Origin of the sequence: Pseudomonas sp. PDM09 (genome assembly GCF_014852305.1) — a bacterium.
Classification (GTDB): Bacteria; Pseudomonadota; Gammaproteobacteria; order Pseudomonadales; family Pseudomonadaceae; genus Aquipseudomonas.
The window spans coordinates 280094-294916 of sequence record NZ_JACVBI010000008.1; the positions used below are offsets into that span (position 1 = coordinate 280094).

Sequence of the window (14823 nt, forward strand, 5' to 3'; positions counted from 1 at the left end):
GCTCAAAAGGAAGGTGACCCATGCGTATAGACCGTTTAACCAGCAAGTTGCAGTTGGCCTTGTCCGACGCCCAATCCCTGGCCGTCGGCCTCGATCATCCCGCCATTGAGCCGGCGCACTTGATGCAGGCCATGCTTGAGCAGCAAGGTGGTTCGATCAAACCCCTGCTGATGCAAGTGGGTTTCGACGTCAACAGCTTGCGTAAGGAGCTGACCAAAGCTCTCGATCAGCTGCCAAAAATCCAGAATCCGACCGGCGACGTGAACATGTCGCAGGATCTGGCGCGCCTGCTCAACCAGGCTGACCGCCTGGCCCAGCAGAAGGGTGATCAGTTCATCTCCAGTGAACTGGTGCTGCTCGCCGCCATGGACGAGAACAGCAAACTCGGCAAATTGTTGCTGGGCCAAGGCGTGAGCAAAAAAGCCCTGGAAAATGCGATCAACAACCTGCGCGGCGGTGAGGCAGTCAATGATGCCAACCACGAAGAATCCCGTCAGGCGCTCGACAAATACACCATCGACCTGACCAAGCGCGCCGAAGAGGGCAAACTCGATCCGGTGATCGGCCGTGACGACGAAATTCGCCGCACCATTCAGGTCCTGCAACGCCGCACCAAGAACAACCCGGTGCTGATCGGTGAGCCTGGCGTGGGTAAAACCGCCATCGCCGAAGGCCTGGCCCAGCGCATCATCAATGGCGAAGTGCCGGATGGCCTGAGAGGCAAGCGTCTGTTGTCTCTGGACATGGGGGCTCTGATTGCCGGTGCCAAATACCGCGGCGAGTTCGAAGAACGCCTCAAATCCCTGCTCAATGAACTGTCGAAGCAGGAAGGGCAGATCATTCTGTTCATCGACGAACTGCACACCATGGTCGGCGCCGGCAAGGGCGAAGGCTCGATGGACGCCGGCAACATGCTCAAGCCGGCACTGGCTCGTGGTGAGCTGCACTGCGTCGGTGCGACCACGCTCAACGAATACCGCCAATATATAGAAAAGGACGCAGCTCTCGAGCGACGCTTCCAGAAAGTCCTGGTGGATGAGCCGAGCGAAGAAGACACCATCGCCATCCTGCGTGGCCTGAAAGAGCGTTACGAGGTTCACCACAAGGTGGCGATCACCGATGGTGCGATCATTGCCGCGGCCAAGCTCAGTCATCGCTACATCACCGACCGCCAGCTGCCGGACAAAGCCATCGACCTGATCGACGAAGCCGCCAGCCGCATCCGTATGGAGATCGACTCCAAGCCGGAAGTGCTGGACCGCCTGGAGCGTCGTTTGATTCAGTTGAAGGTGGAATCCCAGGCGCTGAAGAAAGAAAGCGACGACGCGGCGAAGAAACGTCTGGAAAAACTGCAGGAAGAAATCGCCCGTCACGAGCGTGAGTATTCGGACCTCGAAGAAATCTGGAACTCGGAAAAAGCCGAAGTGCAAGGTTCGGCGCAGATCCAGCAGAAAATCGAACAGTCTCGTCAGGAACTGGAGGCTGCGCGCCGTAAGGGCGACTTGAACCGCATGGCCGAGCTGCAATACGGGGTGATCCCGGACCTGGAGCGCAGCCTGCAAATGGTCGACCAGCACGGCAAAAGTGAAAACCAGTTGCTGCGCAGCAAGGTGACTGAAGAAGAGATCGCTGAAGTCGTGTCGAAGTGGACCGGCATCCCCGTGGCGAAAATGCTCGAGGGCGAGCGCGAAAAACTGATGAAGATGGAAAGCCTGTTGCACCAGCGTGTGATCGGTCAGGACGAAGCAGTGATCGCTGTCTCCAACGCGGTGCGGCGTTCCCGCGCCGGGTTGTCCGACCCGAATCGCCCGAGTGGTTCGTTCATGTTCCTCGGCCCGACCGGTGTGGGTAAAACCGAGCTGTGCAAGGCACTGGCCGAATTCCTGTTCGATACCGAAGAGGCGATGGTGCGGATCGACATGTCCGAGTTCATGGAGAAACATTCCGTGGCTCGACTGATCGGTGCGCCACCGGGCTATGTGGGCTATGAAGAGGGCGGTTACCTGACCGAGGCAGTGCGTCGCAAGCCTTATTCGGTGATCCTCCTGGACGAGGTCGAGAAGGCCCACCCGGACGTGTTCAACATTTTGCTGCAAGTGCTCGAAGATGGCCGTTTGACCGACAGCCATGGCCGCACGGTGGATTTCAAGAATACCGTGATTGTCATGACCTCCAACCTCGGATCGGTGCAGATCCAGGAGCTGGTAGGGGATCGCGAAGCGCAGCGCGCGGCGGTGATGGATGCGATTTCCACGCACTTCCGGCCGGAGTTCATCAACCGGGTCGACGAAGTGGTGATTTTCGAGCCGCTGGCTCGGGATCAGATCGCCGGCATTACCGAGATCCAGTTGGGTCGTCTGCGTAGCCGCCTGACCGAGCGCGAGCTGAAACTTGAGCTGAGCCCGGAAGCGATGGACAAGCTGATCGCCGTCGGTTACGACCCTGTGTATGGCGCACGGCCGCTGAAACGGGCGATCCAGCGCTGGATCGAGAACCCGCTGGCGCAGCTGATTCTGTCCGGTCGATACATGCCTGGCGAGACAGCCAAGGGCACCGTGGAAAACGACGAAATCGTTTTCGTCTGATTCCCGTCGGCAGCAAATTGAAAGAGGCCTCGCATTGCGAGGCCTTTTTTTCGCCAGGCTGTTGAACTCAAAGGAAAAGGCTTGTAAAGTGCGCCCCGCAGTAAGTCGCCCTGAAGGGTTTCTGCTCCCCAAGCAGGAATCTGAAATAAGTTGCAAATCATTAACTTGAAAGCAATTTAGGGGGTTGACAGAGGTGCTTAAGATTGTAGAATAGCGCGCCTCAGACACACGAACGCAGCGATGCGATCGGGTCGAAGAGGTGAAGCAAGCTTCACAGTTGTAAATTGAAATACCAGTTGTAATTGAAATATGTAGTTCCGTGATAGCTCAGTCGGTAGAGCAAATGACTGTTAATCATTGGGTCCCAGGTTCGAGTCCTGGTCACGGAGCCAATTTCAAACCGGGGTATAGCGCAGTCCGGTAGCGCGCCTGCTTTGGGAGCAGGATGTCAGGAGTTCGAATCCCCTTACCCCGACCATTTTTGGGTCGTTAGCTCAGTTGGTAGAGCAGTTGGCTTTTAACCAATTGGTCGTAGGTTCGAATCCCACACGACCCACCATTTTTGAAACCAGTTAACGCTGGAATCGAATCTTAAGATCAGACGCCAAAAGCTCTGTTCGCAGAAGGCGCCTTTCAAAGGTGCCTTTTTTTTACCGGGGTATAGCGCAGTCCGGTAGCGCGCCTGCTTTGGGAGCAGGATGTCAGGAGTTCGAATCCCCTTACCCCGACCATATTAAAAATCCTCGTATCGAAAGATACGGGGATTTTTTTTTGCCTGCTGTAAATGCAAAAAAGCCCTGCTTCTCGACGCAGAGGCAGGGCTTGGGCCTTCAGAGGCTTAACTATTGTCTTTCAGGTGCTCGAACAAGCCCTTTGGCATCTTTTTACCATTGGCTTCGTAGTTGGCTTTCACGTTATCAAAAGCCTCTTGTTCCGAGATTTGACCATCATGGTTGGTGTCGATCTTGTCGAAATCGGCCTTGGGCGCCACTTTCAAAAATTCCGCGCGGGATACCTTGCCGTCATCATCGGTATCGGTCCGGGCCATCGAGGCATCGCCGCACTTGCCTTCGCCACATTTGCCTTCAGGCGTCTTCACGACCTGTTCCGCCGAGGCCAGCAGGTAGCCCTGAGTCAGCGGCTGCGAAGCGAATACGGAACCGGACAACATCATGCCTCCGGCCAGGACAGCGCCGAGCAGGCCAACGGTGTTTTTGCTGAGAGTAGTGGTACGGGACATTACAAATCTCCTGGGTTGCACAACACAACCGCTCGATAAAGGACGCCACGTGAGTGCGGCGATGACCGAAGCAGGCAGTGCCTTGCTCGGATGTGGCCATTTAGCGGGCGTGGTGTATCGCTACTGTGTCGCGCAAGGGGGGCTTTGTAAGCGAAGGGATGGAATCAGTGGGGGAGATACAGTGAGACACAGATCTGCAGGGCGATGAATAAAAAATGTGGGAGCGAGCCTGCTCGCGATGAGGGATTAACATTCAACGGATGTGCTGAGTGTCAGACCGCTATCGCGAGCAGGCTCGCTCCCACAGTGGGTTGTGTTAGTGCAGCTTCAGCCGCGGCTCAGTCCCGCGCCCAATCTTGCTACCCAGCATCAACATCGCCGTGCGGAACGCGCCATATAGTGCCATCTGGTGCATGCGATACAGCGACACGTAAAACATCCGCGCCAGCCAGCCCTCGAGCATGACGCTGCCGGTCAGGTTGCCCATCAAGTTACCCACAGCCGAAAAACGCGACAGCGAAATCAGCGAACCATAGTCGGTGTACTTGTACTCCGGCAGGGCTTTGCCTTCGATCCGCAGTTTCAGCGATTTGGCCAGCAACGAAGCTTGCTGGTGCGCGGCCTGGGCACGCGGTGGCACGTTGCGGTCGCTGCCCGGTTGTGGGCATGCCGCGCAGTCACCGAAGGCAAAAATGTTCTCGTCACGTGTAGTTTGCAGGGTCGGCAACACTTGCAGCTGGTTGATGCGGTTGGTTTCCAGGCCATCGATGTCCTTGAGGAAGCCCGGCGCACGAATCCCGGCGGCCCAGACTTTGAGGCTCGCGTTGATCACTTTGCCATCGGCGGTAATCAGGCTGTCTGCCGTCACTTCGCTGACAGCGGCGTTGGTCATCACGTTGACCCCGAGTTTCTCCAGGGTTTTATGCACAGGCCCGCCGATTCGTTCCGGCAGGGCTGGCAACACCCGTGGCCCGGCTTCGATCAGGGTGATGTGCATGTTTTCCGGTTTGATCCGGTCCAGGCCGTAGGCCGCGAGTTCATGGGCGGCGTTGTGCAGTTCCGCTGCCAGTTCGACCCCGGTGGCACCGGCGCCGACGATCGCTACGCTAATCTGCTCGACCTTATCGGTCTGCCCGGCGTGGGCGCGCAGGTAATGATTGAGCAGTTGCTGATGGAAGCGCTCGGCTTGTTTGCGGGTGTCGAGGAACAGGCAATGCTGCGCTGCGCCTTGCGTGCCGAAGTCGTTGGTGGTGCTGCCGACGGCAATCACCAGGGAGTCGTAAGGCACTTCGCGCGCCGGTACCAGTTCCAGGCCTGCCTCGTCATAGGTGGCGGCCAGCTGGATTCTCTTCTGTGCGCGGTCGAGCCCGCTCATGCGCCCCAGCTGGAACTCGAAGTGGTTCCATTTTGCCTGGGCAACATAGTTGAGTTCGTCTTCGGAAGAGTTCAGGGAACCTGCCGCCACTTCGTGCAACAACGGTTTCCAGATGTGGGTCAGGTTCGCGTCGACCAGCATCACACTGGCCGTGCCGCGCTTGCCCAGAGTCTTACCCAGACGGGTAGCCAACTCCAGACCGCCGGCGCCGCCGCCAACGATGACAATACGATGAGTCATGGGGATATCTCGCAAGGCTAAAAGAAATCGGTGCAGTCAACCGAGCGAGCGCGATGCAGCTCATAGCGTCAGGTAACTGATAAGTCGGCTCAACAGGCCTAAACCCATGGTCACTGCCAACACCACCACCAGGAGCATCCACGGCCGGAAAGGCCGGCGCTCGACTTGGTGCTGGGACAGGTTCAGGTACTCTTCGACATGTTTCTGGTCGTCGGGGTTCAGGCGGCTGGTCATAAAGGCCTCGTCAGGTAGACGTTGCTGAATGTTTAGACGCTACAGCGCGCAGCGATGTTGCGACCTATCCGGTGTGGAACGGAGCATAGTTGCCGGCGGGAATGGCGAATGATTCCACTTTGTAACACTCGGCGACCAACTCCTGCAACGAACTCACAGGCTGATCCCGACGTCGAAAACGATGCTGCGCCCCAGGTTGCTGCGCAGGAAATCCGGGGCTTCCGGGTGGGCGAACAACACTCGGGCGAAGGTCGGGCCGACCAGCGACAGGGAGCGCCAGCCCTGACGCAGGTATTCGGTGGGCGGCGGAAAGTGGCTGTTGAGGTCCAGCACTTCGCGCTTGAGGCTGGCGAAGGCGATGATGTCCAGCTCCCCCAGGTCCATGCCGCGCTCTTTGTAGTTGTGGGCTTTTTTGCGCAAGGTCGGCGCCAGTCTCAACAGAAATTCATTGGCCGGGATGCGCCGGGGCTTGGCCTCGCGGCGCACTAGCTGGCTCAGGGAAAACGCGCTGCGTCGACGTTGCAGCTCGTCGCGCCATTCGTCGTTGAGGCGCCGACCCTCGTCGAGCACGAAGAACACTTCGAAGTTCGCGTCGCGGAACAACACGTCCGGTGGCTCCCCGGCGGGGGCAAACTCGTCGGCGCGATAGGGAATGTTCAGGCCTTGCAGCAGGCGCTGGCAAACCCAACGCTCACGCTCCCATTTGCGGGCATTGGAGAGGAACGTGTTGGCTTGCTCGGCCGCAATGGTCAGCAGGCGTAAATAATCTGAATCATCCATAGGCCCAAGCTTAGCGTTCAAATGTGATCTGAATAATAAGTCTGTCGCAAAAGAAAAAAAGTCTGTCGGGATTTCTTCAGCCGTTTTTTCTGGCATGCCTATGGGTGTTTATCAGCGAATATCTTCTGCCGCCGTATCAGGTCCTTGATTATCTGGCCCGGGCTCTTGCGCTTGATCCACCCATTCCCAGAACAGCTGATAGCCGACCGCGAGTATCACAGGGCCGATAAACAGGCCGAGGATACCGCCCGTGACCATGCCACCCAAGGCGCCGATCAGCACCACGGGCATCGGCACATCGACACCACGACCCAGCAGCAGCGGTTTGAGGACGTTATCGACCAATCCCGCGATGAAGACATAAATGGCAAACACAATGGTCGCCGTACTGGCACCTTCGCTCATGAAAACAAAGACGATGACCGGAAGGGTAATCAGGGTGGCCGGTAATTGCATGATGCCAAGAAGCAGCACCGCCAAGGCGAGAAGGCCGGCGCCGGGAACACCCATGAATACAAAGCCGATGCCCACCAACAGCATCTGGATGAACGCGATGCCGACCACCCCCAATGCCACTGCCCGGATGGTGGCGGTGCACAGATCGGCGATTTTCGGCCCCTTGATCGGACCGCTGAAGCGCGAAACGATTTGCACCGCGCTGCGGTGGCCGCTCTCGCCATACGCTAAAAAAATACCGGCAATAATCAGGGCGACGATGAATAAAAGGAGCCCCATGCCGACACCCGCAAGCTTGCTCAGGAGGGAGAGGCTGACACCTTTGATCTGCGGCATGAACTTGTGTGCCAGATCGGGCAGGTCAGTGGTGGCTTGCGCCCACAAGTTATAAAGAGGTTCGCCCACCAGTGGCCAGCTGGCTATCGCACCGGAGGGTGGCGGAATATGGAAACTGTCGGTTTTGACCATGGTCATGACCTTTTCCACGGAATCCGCAAGCGAGGCTCCCAATAAATAAATAGGCACCATAAGAATGCTGATGACGATGAATACGATCAGCGTCGCGGTGATCCCGTCCTTGTTTCCCAGCTTGCCTTTGAATCTGATCTGCAAGGGGTAGAGGGTGATTGCCAGGATCACCGACCACAGCATCAGATCGAGGAACGGGCTGAATATCTGAAAGCAGAACATCACCAGAACGGCAATCACTCCGGCACGAATCAGTACGTCGAGCAGGTCTCGGGAAAAAACCTTTTCGAGAAGGGGTATGGGAACCATGGATTACCTCCTGTAGAGAGTGGCAAGGGCCTGCATTTGGTAAGTCCAGCCCTGGTCGCAAGTGAGCCGGTGAACATGCCGCTCAGCGACTCTTGTCCTCCCGACCCATCCAATCCACCGGATGTATCGCGAGATAGCTGTCGACTGCAGAGCCTATTGTTGGAAAGAACGATGTTTCGCCAAGCCGCGCAAAAAGCCCGAATCGCTTCAGCTTGTCCTTGACCGGGTCCTTCATCTCGGCCACGCACAACTTGATACCCGCCGCGTGCAACGTTTCGTCCAGTTCCGCCAACATGTCGGCGGAGGTCACGTCCACGCTGGTGACGGGTTCCGCCGCAACAACCAGCCAGCGCACTGGCGTAGGCGATGCAGCCACGGCGTCCAGCACTCGGTCATGGAACAACTCGGCGTTGGCGAAAAACAACGGCGCATCCCAGCGAAACAGCACCAGGCCGGGTACAAGGCGCGCGTCGGGATAGCGCTTGATGTCGTGATAACCCTTCACGCCGTCCGCGCGTCCCAGGACGGCAGAGTAAGGACGCCAGCCATCCCACAGAAATTCGATGACGGCGATCACGATGGCCAGGCCGATCCCCTCGATCGCACCCAGCACGGCCACGCCGACGGTGCAGACGATTGACAGCCAGAACTCCCAACGCTGGATTCGATAAATGCGTCGCAGGTCGGTGACCTCAATCAGGCCGATGGCGGAGGCGATCACCACCGCAGCCAGTGCGCTGGTAGGTAAATCCTTCAACAGGTCCGGTGCCACCACCAGCAGTAAGGCAACAGCAAGCGCGCCGATGACTCCGGTCAACTGGGTTTTGGCGCCTGCGGCCTCGGCCACGGGCGTACGTGACGAACTGCTGCTGATCGCAAAACCCTGAAAAAATCCGGCGGCCAGGTTGGCGACACCGAGGCCCACCATTTCCTGGTTCGGGTCCACATAGGTGCGGGTCCGCGCCGCATAGACACGCGAGAGCACGCTGGTATCGGCGAACGAAACCAGGGCAACGGCGCAACCACCGATCAGGACGGGGACGATGTCGTCGCGGGTGATCCAGGGGATGGCGAACGCAGGCAAGCCTTGTGGAAGCGAGCCGAGGACCGATATTCCAGTGCGCGCGGCAAGGTCCAGCACAGCCACGGCGACGGTCGCTCCCGCCACGGCGATCAGAATGCCCGGCACGCGTTTGTTGCCCTTGAGCAGCAGAATCACGGCCAAGGTGCCTGCGCCGACCATGAAGGCGGTCCAGTTGGTTTTCCCCTCCATTACCGCCGTAGCGATCGCCCACAGGTTTCTCAGTGGGCCGTCGGATTCAATCGAAAAACCGAAAAACTTGGGCAGTTGGCTGATCAATACCGTCAGCGCGATCCCGTTCATGTACCCGTAGCGGATCGGTTTGGAAAGAAGCTCCGTGACAAAGCCCAGGCGCGCTATGCCGGCCAGGATGCACACCACCCCCGATACGATCGCCATCATGCTCGCAAGGGCGATGGCACGATGCGGATCACCGCCGGACAGTGGCAGCACGACGGCGAGAATGACGGCAGCCAGCGAGGAATCCGGCCCCAGCACCAGAATCCGGCTGGGTCCGAACAGCGCATAAGCGAGCAGAGGAACGATGGTCGCGTAAAGGCCATAGATGCCGGGTACGCCCGATGCCACCGCGTAGGCGATGCCGACAGGCACCAACATCGTGGTCAGCACCAGTCCGGCCACGAGGTCGTGCCGCAACCAGGTTATTTTGTAACCGCGCAGCGTGCGTAGTCCGGGCAGCCAGCGACTCCAACCGGTGTCGCCGCCGGTGTTGCGATGGGCAATGCGGCCCGGTTCCGGGACGGGAGGCGAAGCATCCGAATGGCTCATAGGACTGTGGCCCTTTGGTGTACAGCGCAGATTCGCTTGAACGTGCCGGTCAGAACTTTTCCGGAATTCGCCGCAGCGGATAATCCGGTTCCCGATAGCCGCCTGATTTCTGCCGTTTGGGCAAAATCACCTTCTCGCGCGGTACATTCTTGTACGGAATACGGCTGAGCAAATCAGAGATGATGTTGAGGCGGGCCCGCTTCTTGTCGTTCGAGTTGGCCACAAGCCACGGAGCATGATCGGTGTCGGTCGCCTTGAACATGTCGTCACGTGCGCGCGAGTAGTCATACCAGCGGCTGTATGACTTGAGATCCATTGGCGTCAGTTTCCAGATTTTGCGACCATCCTTGATCCGCGCCTCGAGCCGGCGGGTCTGCTCCTCTTCGCTGACTTCCAGCCAATACTTGAACAGCATGACGCCCGAGTCGACCATCATGCGTTCCATGAGGGGGGCCAGGGCCAGGAAGCGGGTCACCTGCTTATCGGTACAAAATCCCATCACACGCTCGACCCCTGCGCGGTTGTACCAACTGCGATCGAAGATCACTACTTCGCCGGCCGCAGGCATGTGCGCCAGATAGCGCTGTATATACATCTGGCTCTTCTCGCGATCGGTCGGGGCCGGTAGCGCCACCACCCGAAAGACACGCGGGCTCACCCTCTCAGTGAGCGCCTTGATCGTCCCACCCTTGCCGGCGCCATCGCGCCCCTCGAAGACGATACAGATCTTGATGCCCTTTTCTTTCACCCATTCCTGCAACTTGACCATTTCGACATGCAGTCGGCGTAACTGCTCAAGATAGTCTTTGTTCTTCAGTTTCAAGGGTTCAGCGGAGTTGCTTTTAACAGGGGTTTTCTTCTTGTCCTTTGCCATGACCCAAGCCTCACCTATGCCAGTCGCTGACTGCTGATAGATAGACCCTGCAGGTGCAGCTATCAGCTTGCAGATCGCGCATTGCTTCGAGCAAACCTGGCGTCAGTCGTGGACGGCCCTCTGCTCTAGACGTTCAACTCCATCACCAACCGCGTGAGTCTAGTCCATGAATCAACCCTCTACAGGGTTGCTACAGGGCCTTGCACAAAACGGATAGCGATCTGCGCAAAGCGGCTATTGCCCCGTGCCCGGCGTCTCTACCCTCGGCTGTACGGACGTTAGCCGCGTTACCGACTCTTAAAAAAACAACAACAAGAGATAGATGCCATGCGCAAGATCAACGTACATGAGGTGATCGACAACGCTCGATTCAACCGCTTTCACTGGATGGTGCTGTTCTGGTGCGCCCTGATCATCATCTTCGACGGATACGATTTGGTGATCTACGGCGTGGTATTGCCGATGCTGATGAAAGAGTGGGGGCTCAGTCCCCTGCAAGCTGGCGCGCTGGGAAGTTATGCACTGTTCGGGATGATGTTCGGCGCGCTGTTTTTCGGCCCGCTGTCGGACAAGATTGGCCGCAAGAAAGCCATCACCCTGTGCGTGATGCTCTTCAGCGGTTTTACCGTGCTCAATGGATTTGCCCGTAACCCCACCGAGTTTGGCCTCTGCCGGTTCGTTGCCGGGCTGGGCATTGGCGGGGTGATGCCCAATGTCGTGGCGCTGATGAACGAGTACGCGCCGAAGAAAATCCGCAGCACGCTGGTGGCGATCATGTTCAGCGGCTACTCGGTGGGCGGCATGCTCTCGGCGGGGCTCGGCATTGTGCTGATCCCGAGTTTCGGCTGGCAGTCAGTGTTTTACGTGGCGGTGCTGCCGTTGCTGTTGTTGCCGTTGATCATGTACTTCCTGCCTGAATCGGTGGGTTTCATGCTGCGTCAGGGGCGCAATCAAGAGGCGCGCAACGTTCTGGAACGGGTTGATCCGGCTTACGTTGCACTCGCCAGCGATCAGTTGCACATGAGCGAAGTGAAGGGCACGGGCACCCCGGTGTTGCAACTGTTCCGCGAGGGCCGTGCGCTGCGCACGCTGATGCTGTGGCTGGCATTTTTCTGCTGCTTGCTGATGGTCTACGCCTTGAGTTCCTGGCTACCGAAACTGATGGCCAACGCCGGTTACAGCCTGGGCTCGAGTCTGTCGTTCCTGCTGGTACTCAACTTCGGTGCCATTTTCGGCGCGGTCGGCGGCGGGGTGCTGGGCGACAAGCTCAACCTGCCGCGCGTGTTGGCGGTGTTCTTCGTCGTGGCTGCGGTATCGATCACCTTGCTGGGCTTCAACAGCCCGATGCCGGTGTTGTACCTGCTGATCGCCCTTGCCGGCGCCACCACCATAGGCTCACAGATTCTGCTGTACGCCTGCGCCGCGCAGTTCTACTCCATGACCATCCGCTCCACCGGTTTGGGCTGGGCGTCGGGCATCGGCCGCAACGGCGCGATCGTCGGCCCACTGCTGGGCGGTGCCTTGTTGGGGATCAGCCTGCCGCTGCAACTGAACTTCATGGCGTTTGCCTTGCCCGGTGCGGTGGCCGCTCTCGCCATGACCGTGTTCGCCATCAGCAGTCAGCGCAGCGCCAAAGGTGCCACCCAGACGCTGGCGCCGACCAGCGCCTGAACCCGGCAGTGGCGGCACGGCGTCATGCCGTGTCGCCTGCCTGGTCACCCCCACTTTTTTCCGAACAAGAGCGGCCGGGCCTGTGCCACGGATCGCCTGACGAGTCTTGCGGCGAGGTTTCATGAAAGCGTTATTTCAGGACTTTTCCCTGTCTGCTGCCGTCGCTGGATTTATCGCCACGGTGATTTCCTACGCAGGCCCCTTGGTGATCATCTTTCAGGCCGCCGAGACCGCGCACCTCTCGCGGGAAGTGTTGTCGTCCTGGGTCTGGGCGATTTCCATCGGCAGCGCCGTGCTCGGTATCGGTTTGAGCCTGCGTTACCGCGTCCCGGTGATCATCGCGTGGTCGGCACCGGGCTCGGCGTTGCTGGTGGCACTGTTGCCGGGAATCTCCATGCCGGAGGCGGTGGGCGCTTACCTGGTCAGCAGCCTGATTATCTTTCTGGTCGGCGTGTCGGGGGCGTTTGACCGGATCATCGGCAAACTGCCCGCGGCGATTGCGGCGGCGATGCTGGCGGGGATTCTGTTCAGCTTCGGTACGGGGTTGTTCGTCTCGCTGCAAGGCAAGCCGCTGTTGGTGCTGGCGATGTTTGCCACGTACCTGATCTGCAAGCGGGTGATGCCGCGCTATGCGGTGTTGATGGTGCTGCTGGTGGGCTGTTCGATGGCGTTTCTTGCCGGTGATTTGCACCGCGAAGCACTGGTGATCGGCTTGGCCACGCCAGTATGGATCACCCCCGCGTTCAGCCTGAGTGCGACCCTGAATGTCGCCTTGCCGCTGGTGATGGTGGCGCTGACCGGCCAGTTTGTTCCCGGCATGGCGGTGCTGCGTGCCAGCGGCTACCCAACGCCGGCAGGCCCGATCATCGCCAGCAGCGCGTTGGGCACTGCTCTGTTGGCACCGTTCGGTTGTCACGGGTTGAATCTGGCGGCGATTACCGCGGCCATTTGTACCGGTCGCGAGGCCCATGAAGATCCGCGCAAACGCTATGTGGCCGGAGTCGTGGGCGGGCTGTGTTACCTGGTGCTGGGGATCTTCGGTGCCACGCTGGTTTCGTTGTTTTCGGCGTTCCCCAAGGAGCTGATCGCAGCCCTGGCCGGGCTGGCGCTGTTCGCCGCGATAGCCGGGGCGTTGGCCGGCGCAATGGCCGTGCCGAGTGATCGCGAAGCCGCGTTGGTGACCTTTCTCACCACCGCCTCGGGCATGTCGCTGTTTGGTCTGTCCGCCGCTTTTTGGGGGCTGATTTTCGGCATGGTCACGCACGTGCTGTTGAGTGCCCGGCGTCCCGCACCGGCGACTCAAGCGGCCCCTGCGCAGGAGGTGGCGCGCTGACCGAGTAAGTAATCGCAACCCCGATCCTTATCCGTTTTTACCATCCCCCGTGGCGAATCCGCCACGGGTGGAGCACTTCAACCTGTCGATCAATAACAATAAGAGAACAGCGATGAAACAGATTTTTCCAGCAACCGGTTCAGTGTTGTCCCTGGCGGTCGTCTCGGGTTTTTCCAGTGGCGTGATGGCCGCCGAGGGCGGCTTCATCGAAGACACCACGGCCACCTTGCAGGCGCGCAACTACTACTTCAGTCGGGACTTCTCGGACATCGTCGGGGCCAATCAACAGTCGAAGGCCGAAGAGTGGGCGCAGGGCTTCATCCTCAACGTCAAGTCCGGTTACACCCAGGGCCCGGTCGGTTTTGGTGTGGATGTCATCGGCCTGCTCGGCCTCAAACTCGATAGCAGCCCGGACCGGGTCAATACCGGTTTGCTGCCGGTGCACGATGATGGTCGCGCGGCAGATGATTACAGCCGTCTGGAAGGTGCGCTGAAGATGCGTTACTCCAAGACCGAGCTGAAAGTGGGGGAGTTGCAACCCAACGTGCCGGTGCTGGCCTTCAGCGATATCCGGCTGCTGCCGCCCAGCTATCAGGGCGCAAGCATCAGCTCCAATGAAATCGATGGCCTGACCTTGCAAGGCGGCCACTTGAATTCAACCAGCCTGCGCAACGAGGCCGGCGACGAAAAGATGCAAGCCATGCTCGGTCATGTTCCGCAGCGTCAGGTCAGCAGCGATGGTTTCAACTTTGCTGGCGCCGATTACGCCTTCAATGACAAACGCAGTTCGCTCAGTGCCTGGTTCGGGCAATTGGAAGATATCTACAACCAGCGCTTTCTCGGCTTCAAGCACGGCGAGCCGTTGGGAGACTGGGTCCTGGGCGCCAACCTTGGCTATTACGATTCGCACGAAGAGGGCAAAAAGTTGCTGGGCAATATCGACAACCAGGCGTTCTTCTCCTTGCTGTCAGCCAAGCGCGGCGGCCACACGTTTTATGTCGGCTATCAGGGCATGTTCGGCGACAGCGCCTTCCCGCGGGTGTTTGCCAACATCTCGCCGCTGGGCAACGAGGTGCCGACCTACGAGTTCGCCTACACCGATGAACGCTCCTGGCAAGCGCGTTACGACTACGACTTCGCGGCCCTCGGCATGCCCGGCCTGACCAGCACCGTGCGTTACATCACCGGCAATAACGTCGACACCGGCAAGGGCTTTGAAGGCAAGGACCGCGAGCGCGATCTGGATATCGGCTATGTGCTGCAGAGTGGCAGCCTCAAAGGCCTCGGCATCCGTGTCCGCAATGTGATGGCGCGTTCCAACTACCGCAGCGATATCGACGAAAACCGCCTGATCCTCAGCTACACGTGGAAGCTGTTATGAGCCCGCG

The 14823-nt window shown here is 59.0% G+C and carries 11 protein-coding genes and 4 tRNA genes; 8 read left to right on the forward strand and 7 right to left on the reverse strand.

The features are described 5' to 3' along the window. The first annotated feature begins 20 nt into the window (after positions 1-20). The 5 genes from clpB to IB250_RS20595 all read left to right on the forward strand — a co-directional run bounded on the left by clpB (position 21) and on the right by IB250_RS20595 (position 3316). On the forward strand, positions 21-2585 hold the full coding sequence (gene clpB / locus IB250_RS20575) for an ATP-dependent chaperone ClpB (protein ID WP_192345402.1): 2565 nt from the start codon (positions 21-23) through the stop codon (positions 2583-2585). A 316-nt stretch (positions 2586-2901) separates the two neighbouring features. After that, positions 2902-2977 (forward strand) — tRNA-Asn (locus IB250_RS20580). Between the two features lie 9 nt (positions 2978-2986). Beyond that, positions 2987-3063: transfer RNA gene (locus tag IB250_RS20585), tRNA-Pro, on the forward strand. 5 nt (positions 3064-3068) lie between these two features. Continuing rightward, a tRNA-Lys gene (locus IB250_RS20590) sits at positions 3069-3144 on the forward strand. 95 nt (positions 3145-3239) lie between these two features. After that, positions 3240-3316, forward strand: a tRNA-Pro gene (locus IB250_RS20595). A gap of 107 nt (positions 3317-3423) precedes the next feature. Here the strand turns inward: IB250_RS20595 and IB250_RS20600 are convergent. The 7 genes from IB250_RS20600 to ppk2 all read right to left on the reverse strand — a co-directional run bounded on the left by IB250_RS20600 (position 3424) and on the right by ppk2 (position 10431). Then, positions 3424-3825, reverse strand: a complete 402-nt coding sequence (locus tag IB250_RS20600; protein WP_123497137.1) for an EF-hand domain-containing protein — start codon at positions 3823-3825, stop codon at positions 3424-3426. Positions 3826-4141: 316 nt separating this feature from the next. Continuing rightward, positions 4142-5440, reverse strand: coding sequence for an NAD(P)/FAD-dependent oxidoreductase (locus IB250_RS20605; RefSeq protein WP_192345403.1), 1299 nt, complete (start codon positions 5438-5440; stop codon positions 4142-4144). 60 nt (positions 5441-5500) lie between these two features. Next, entirely contained in the window at positions 5501-5674 is a 174-nt protein-coding gene (locus IB250_RS20610) for a DUF3094 domain-containing protein (protein ID WP_123497141.1), read from the reverse strand. Between the two features lie 153 nt (positions 5675-5827). Then, a complete protein-coding gene (locus IB250_RS20615; RefSeq protein WP_008008717.1) occupies positions 5828-6454 on the reverse strand; it encodes a DUF1780 domain-containing protein in 627 nt (208 codons plus the stop codon). Positions 6455-6565: 111 nt separating this feature from the next. Next, entirely contained in the window at positions 6566-7687 is a 1122-nt protein-coding gene (locus IB250_RS20620; RefSeq protein WP_192345404.1) for an AI-2E family transporter, read from the reverse strand. 82 nt (positions 7688-7769) lie between these two features. Further along, entirely contained in the window at positions 7770-9557 is a 1788-nt protein-coding gene (locus tag IB250_RS20625; RefSeq protein WP_192345405.1) for a SulP family inorganic anion transporter, read from the reverse strand. Between the two features lie 49 nt (positions 9558-9606). After that, on the reverse strand, positions 9607-10431 hold the full coding sequence (ppk2, locus tag IB250_RS20630) for a polyphosphate kinase 2 (protein ID WP_192345406.1): 825 nt from the start codon (positions 10429-10431) through the stop codon (positions 9607-9609). Between the two features lie 327 nt (positions 10432-10758). Here ppk2 and IB250_RS20635 point away from each other — a divergent pair, with 327 nt between their 5' ends. From IB250_RS20635 to IB250_RS20645, 3 genes are all read left to right on the forward strand, one after another. Next, positions 10759-12102, forward strand: a complete 1344-nt coding sequence (locus IB250_RS20635) for an MFS transporter (RefSeq protein ID WP_192345407.1) — start codon at positions 10759-10761, stop codon at positions 12100-12102. Positions 12103-12223: 121 nt separating this feature from the next. Then, positions 12224-13435 carry a benzoate/H(+) symporter BenE family transporter gene (locus IB250_RS20640; protein WP_192345408.1) on the forward strand — a complete coding sequence of 404 codons (1212 nt, stop codon included), beginning with the start codon at positions 12224-12226 and terminating at the stop codon, positions 13433-13435. A gap of 112 nt (positions 13436-13547) precedes the next feature. After that, positions 13548-14816 carry an OprD family porin gene (locus IB250_RS20645; RefSeq protein ID WP_192345409.1) on the forward strand — a complete coding sequence of 423 codons (1269 nt, stop codon included), beginning with the start codon at positions 13548-13550 and terminating at the stop codon, positions 14814-14816. The last annotated feature ends 7 nt before the right edge of the window (positions 14817-14823 follow it).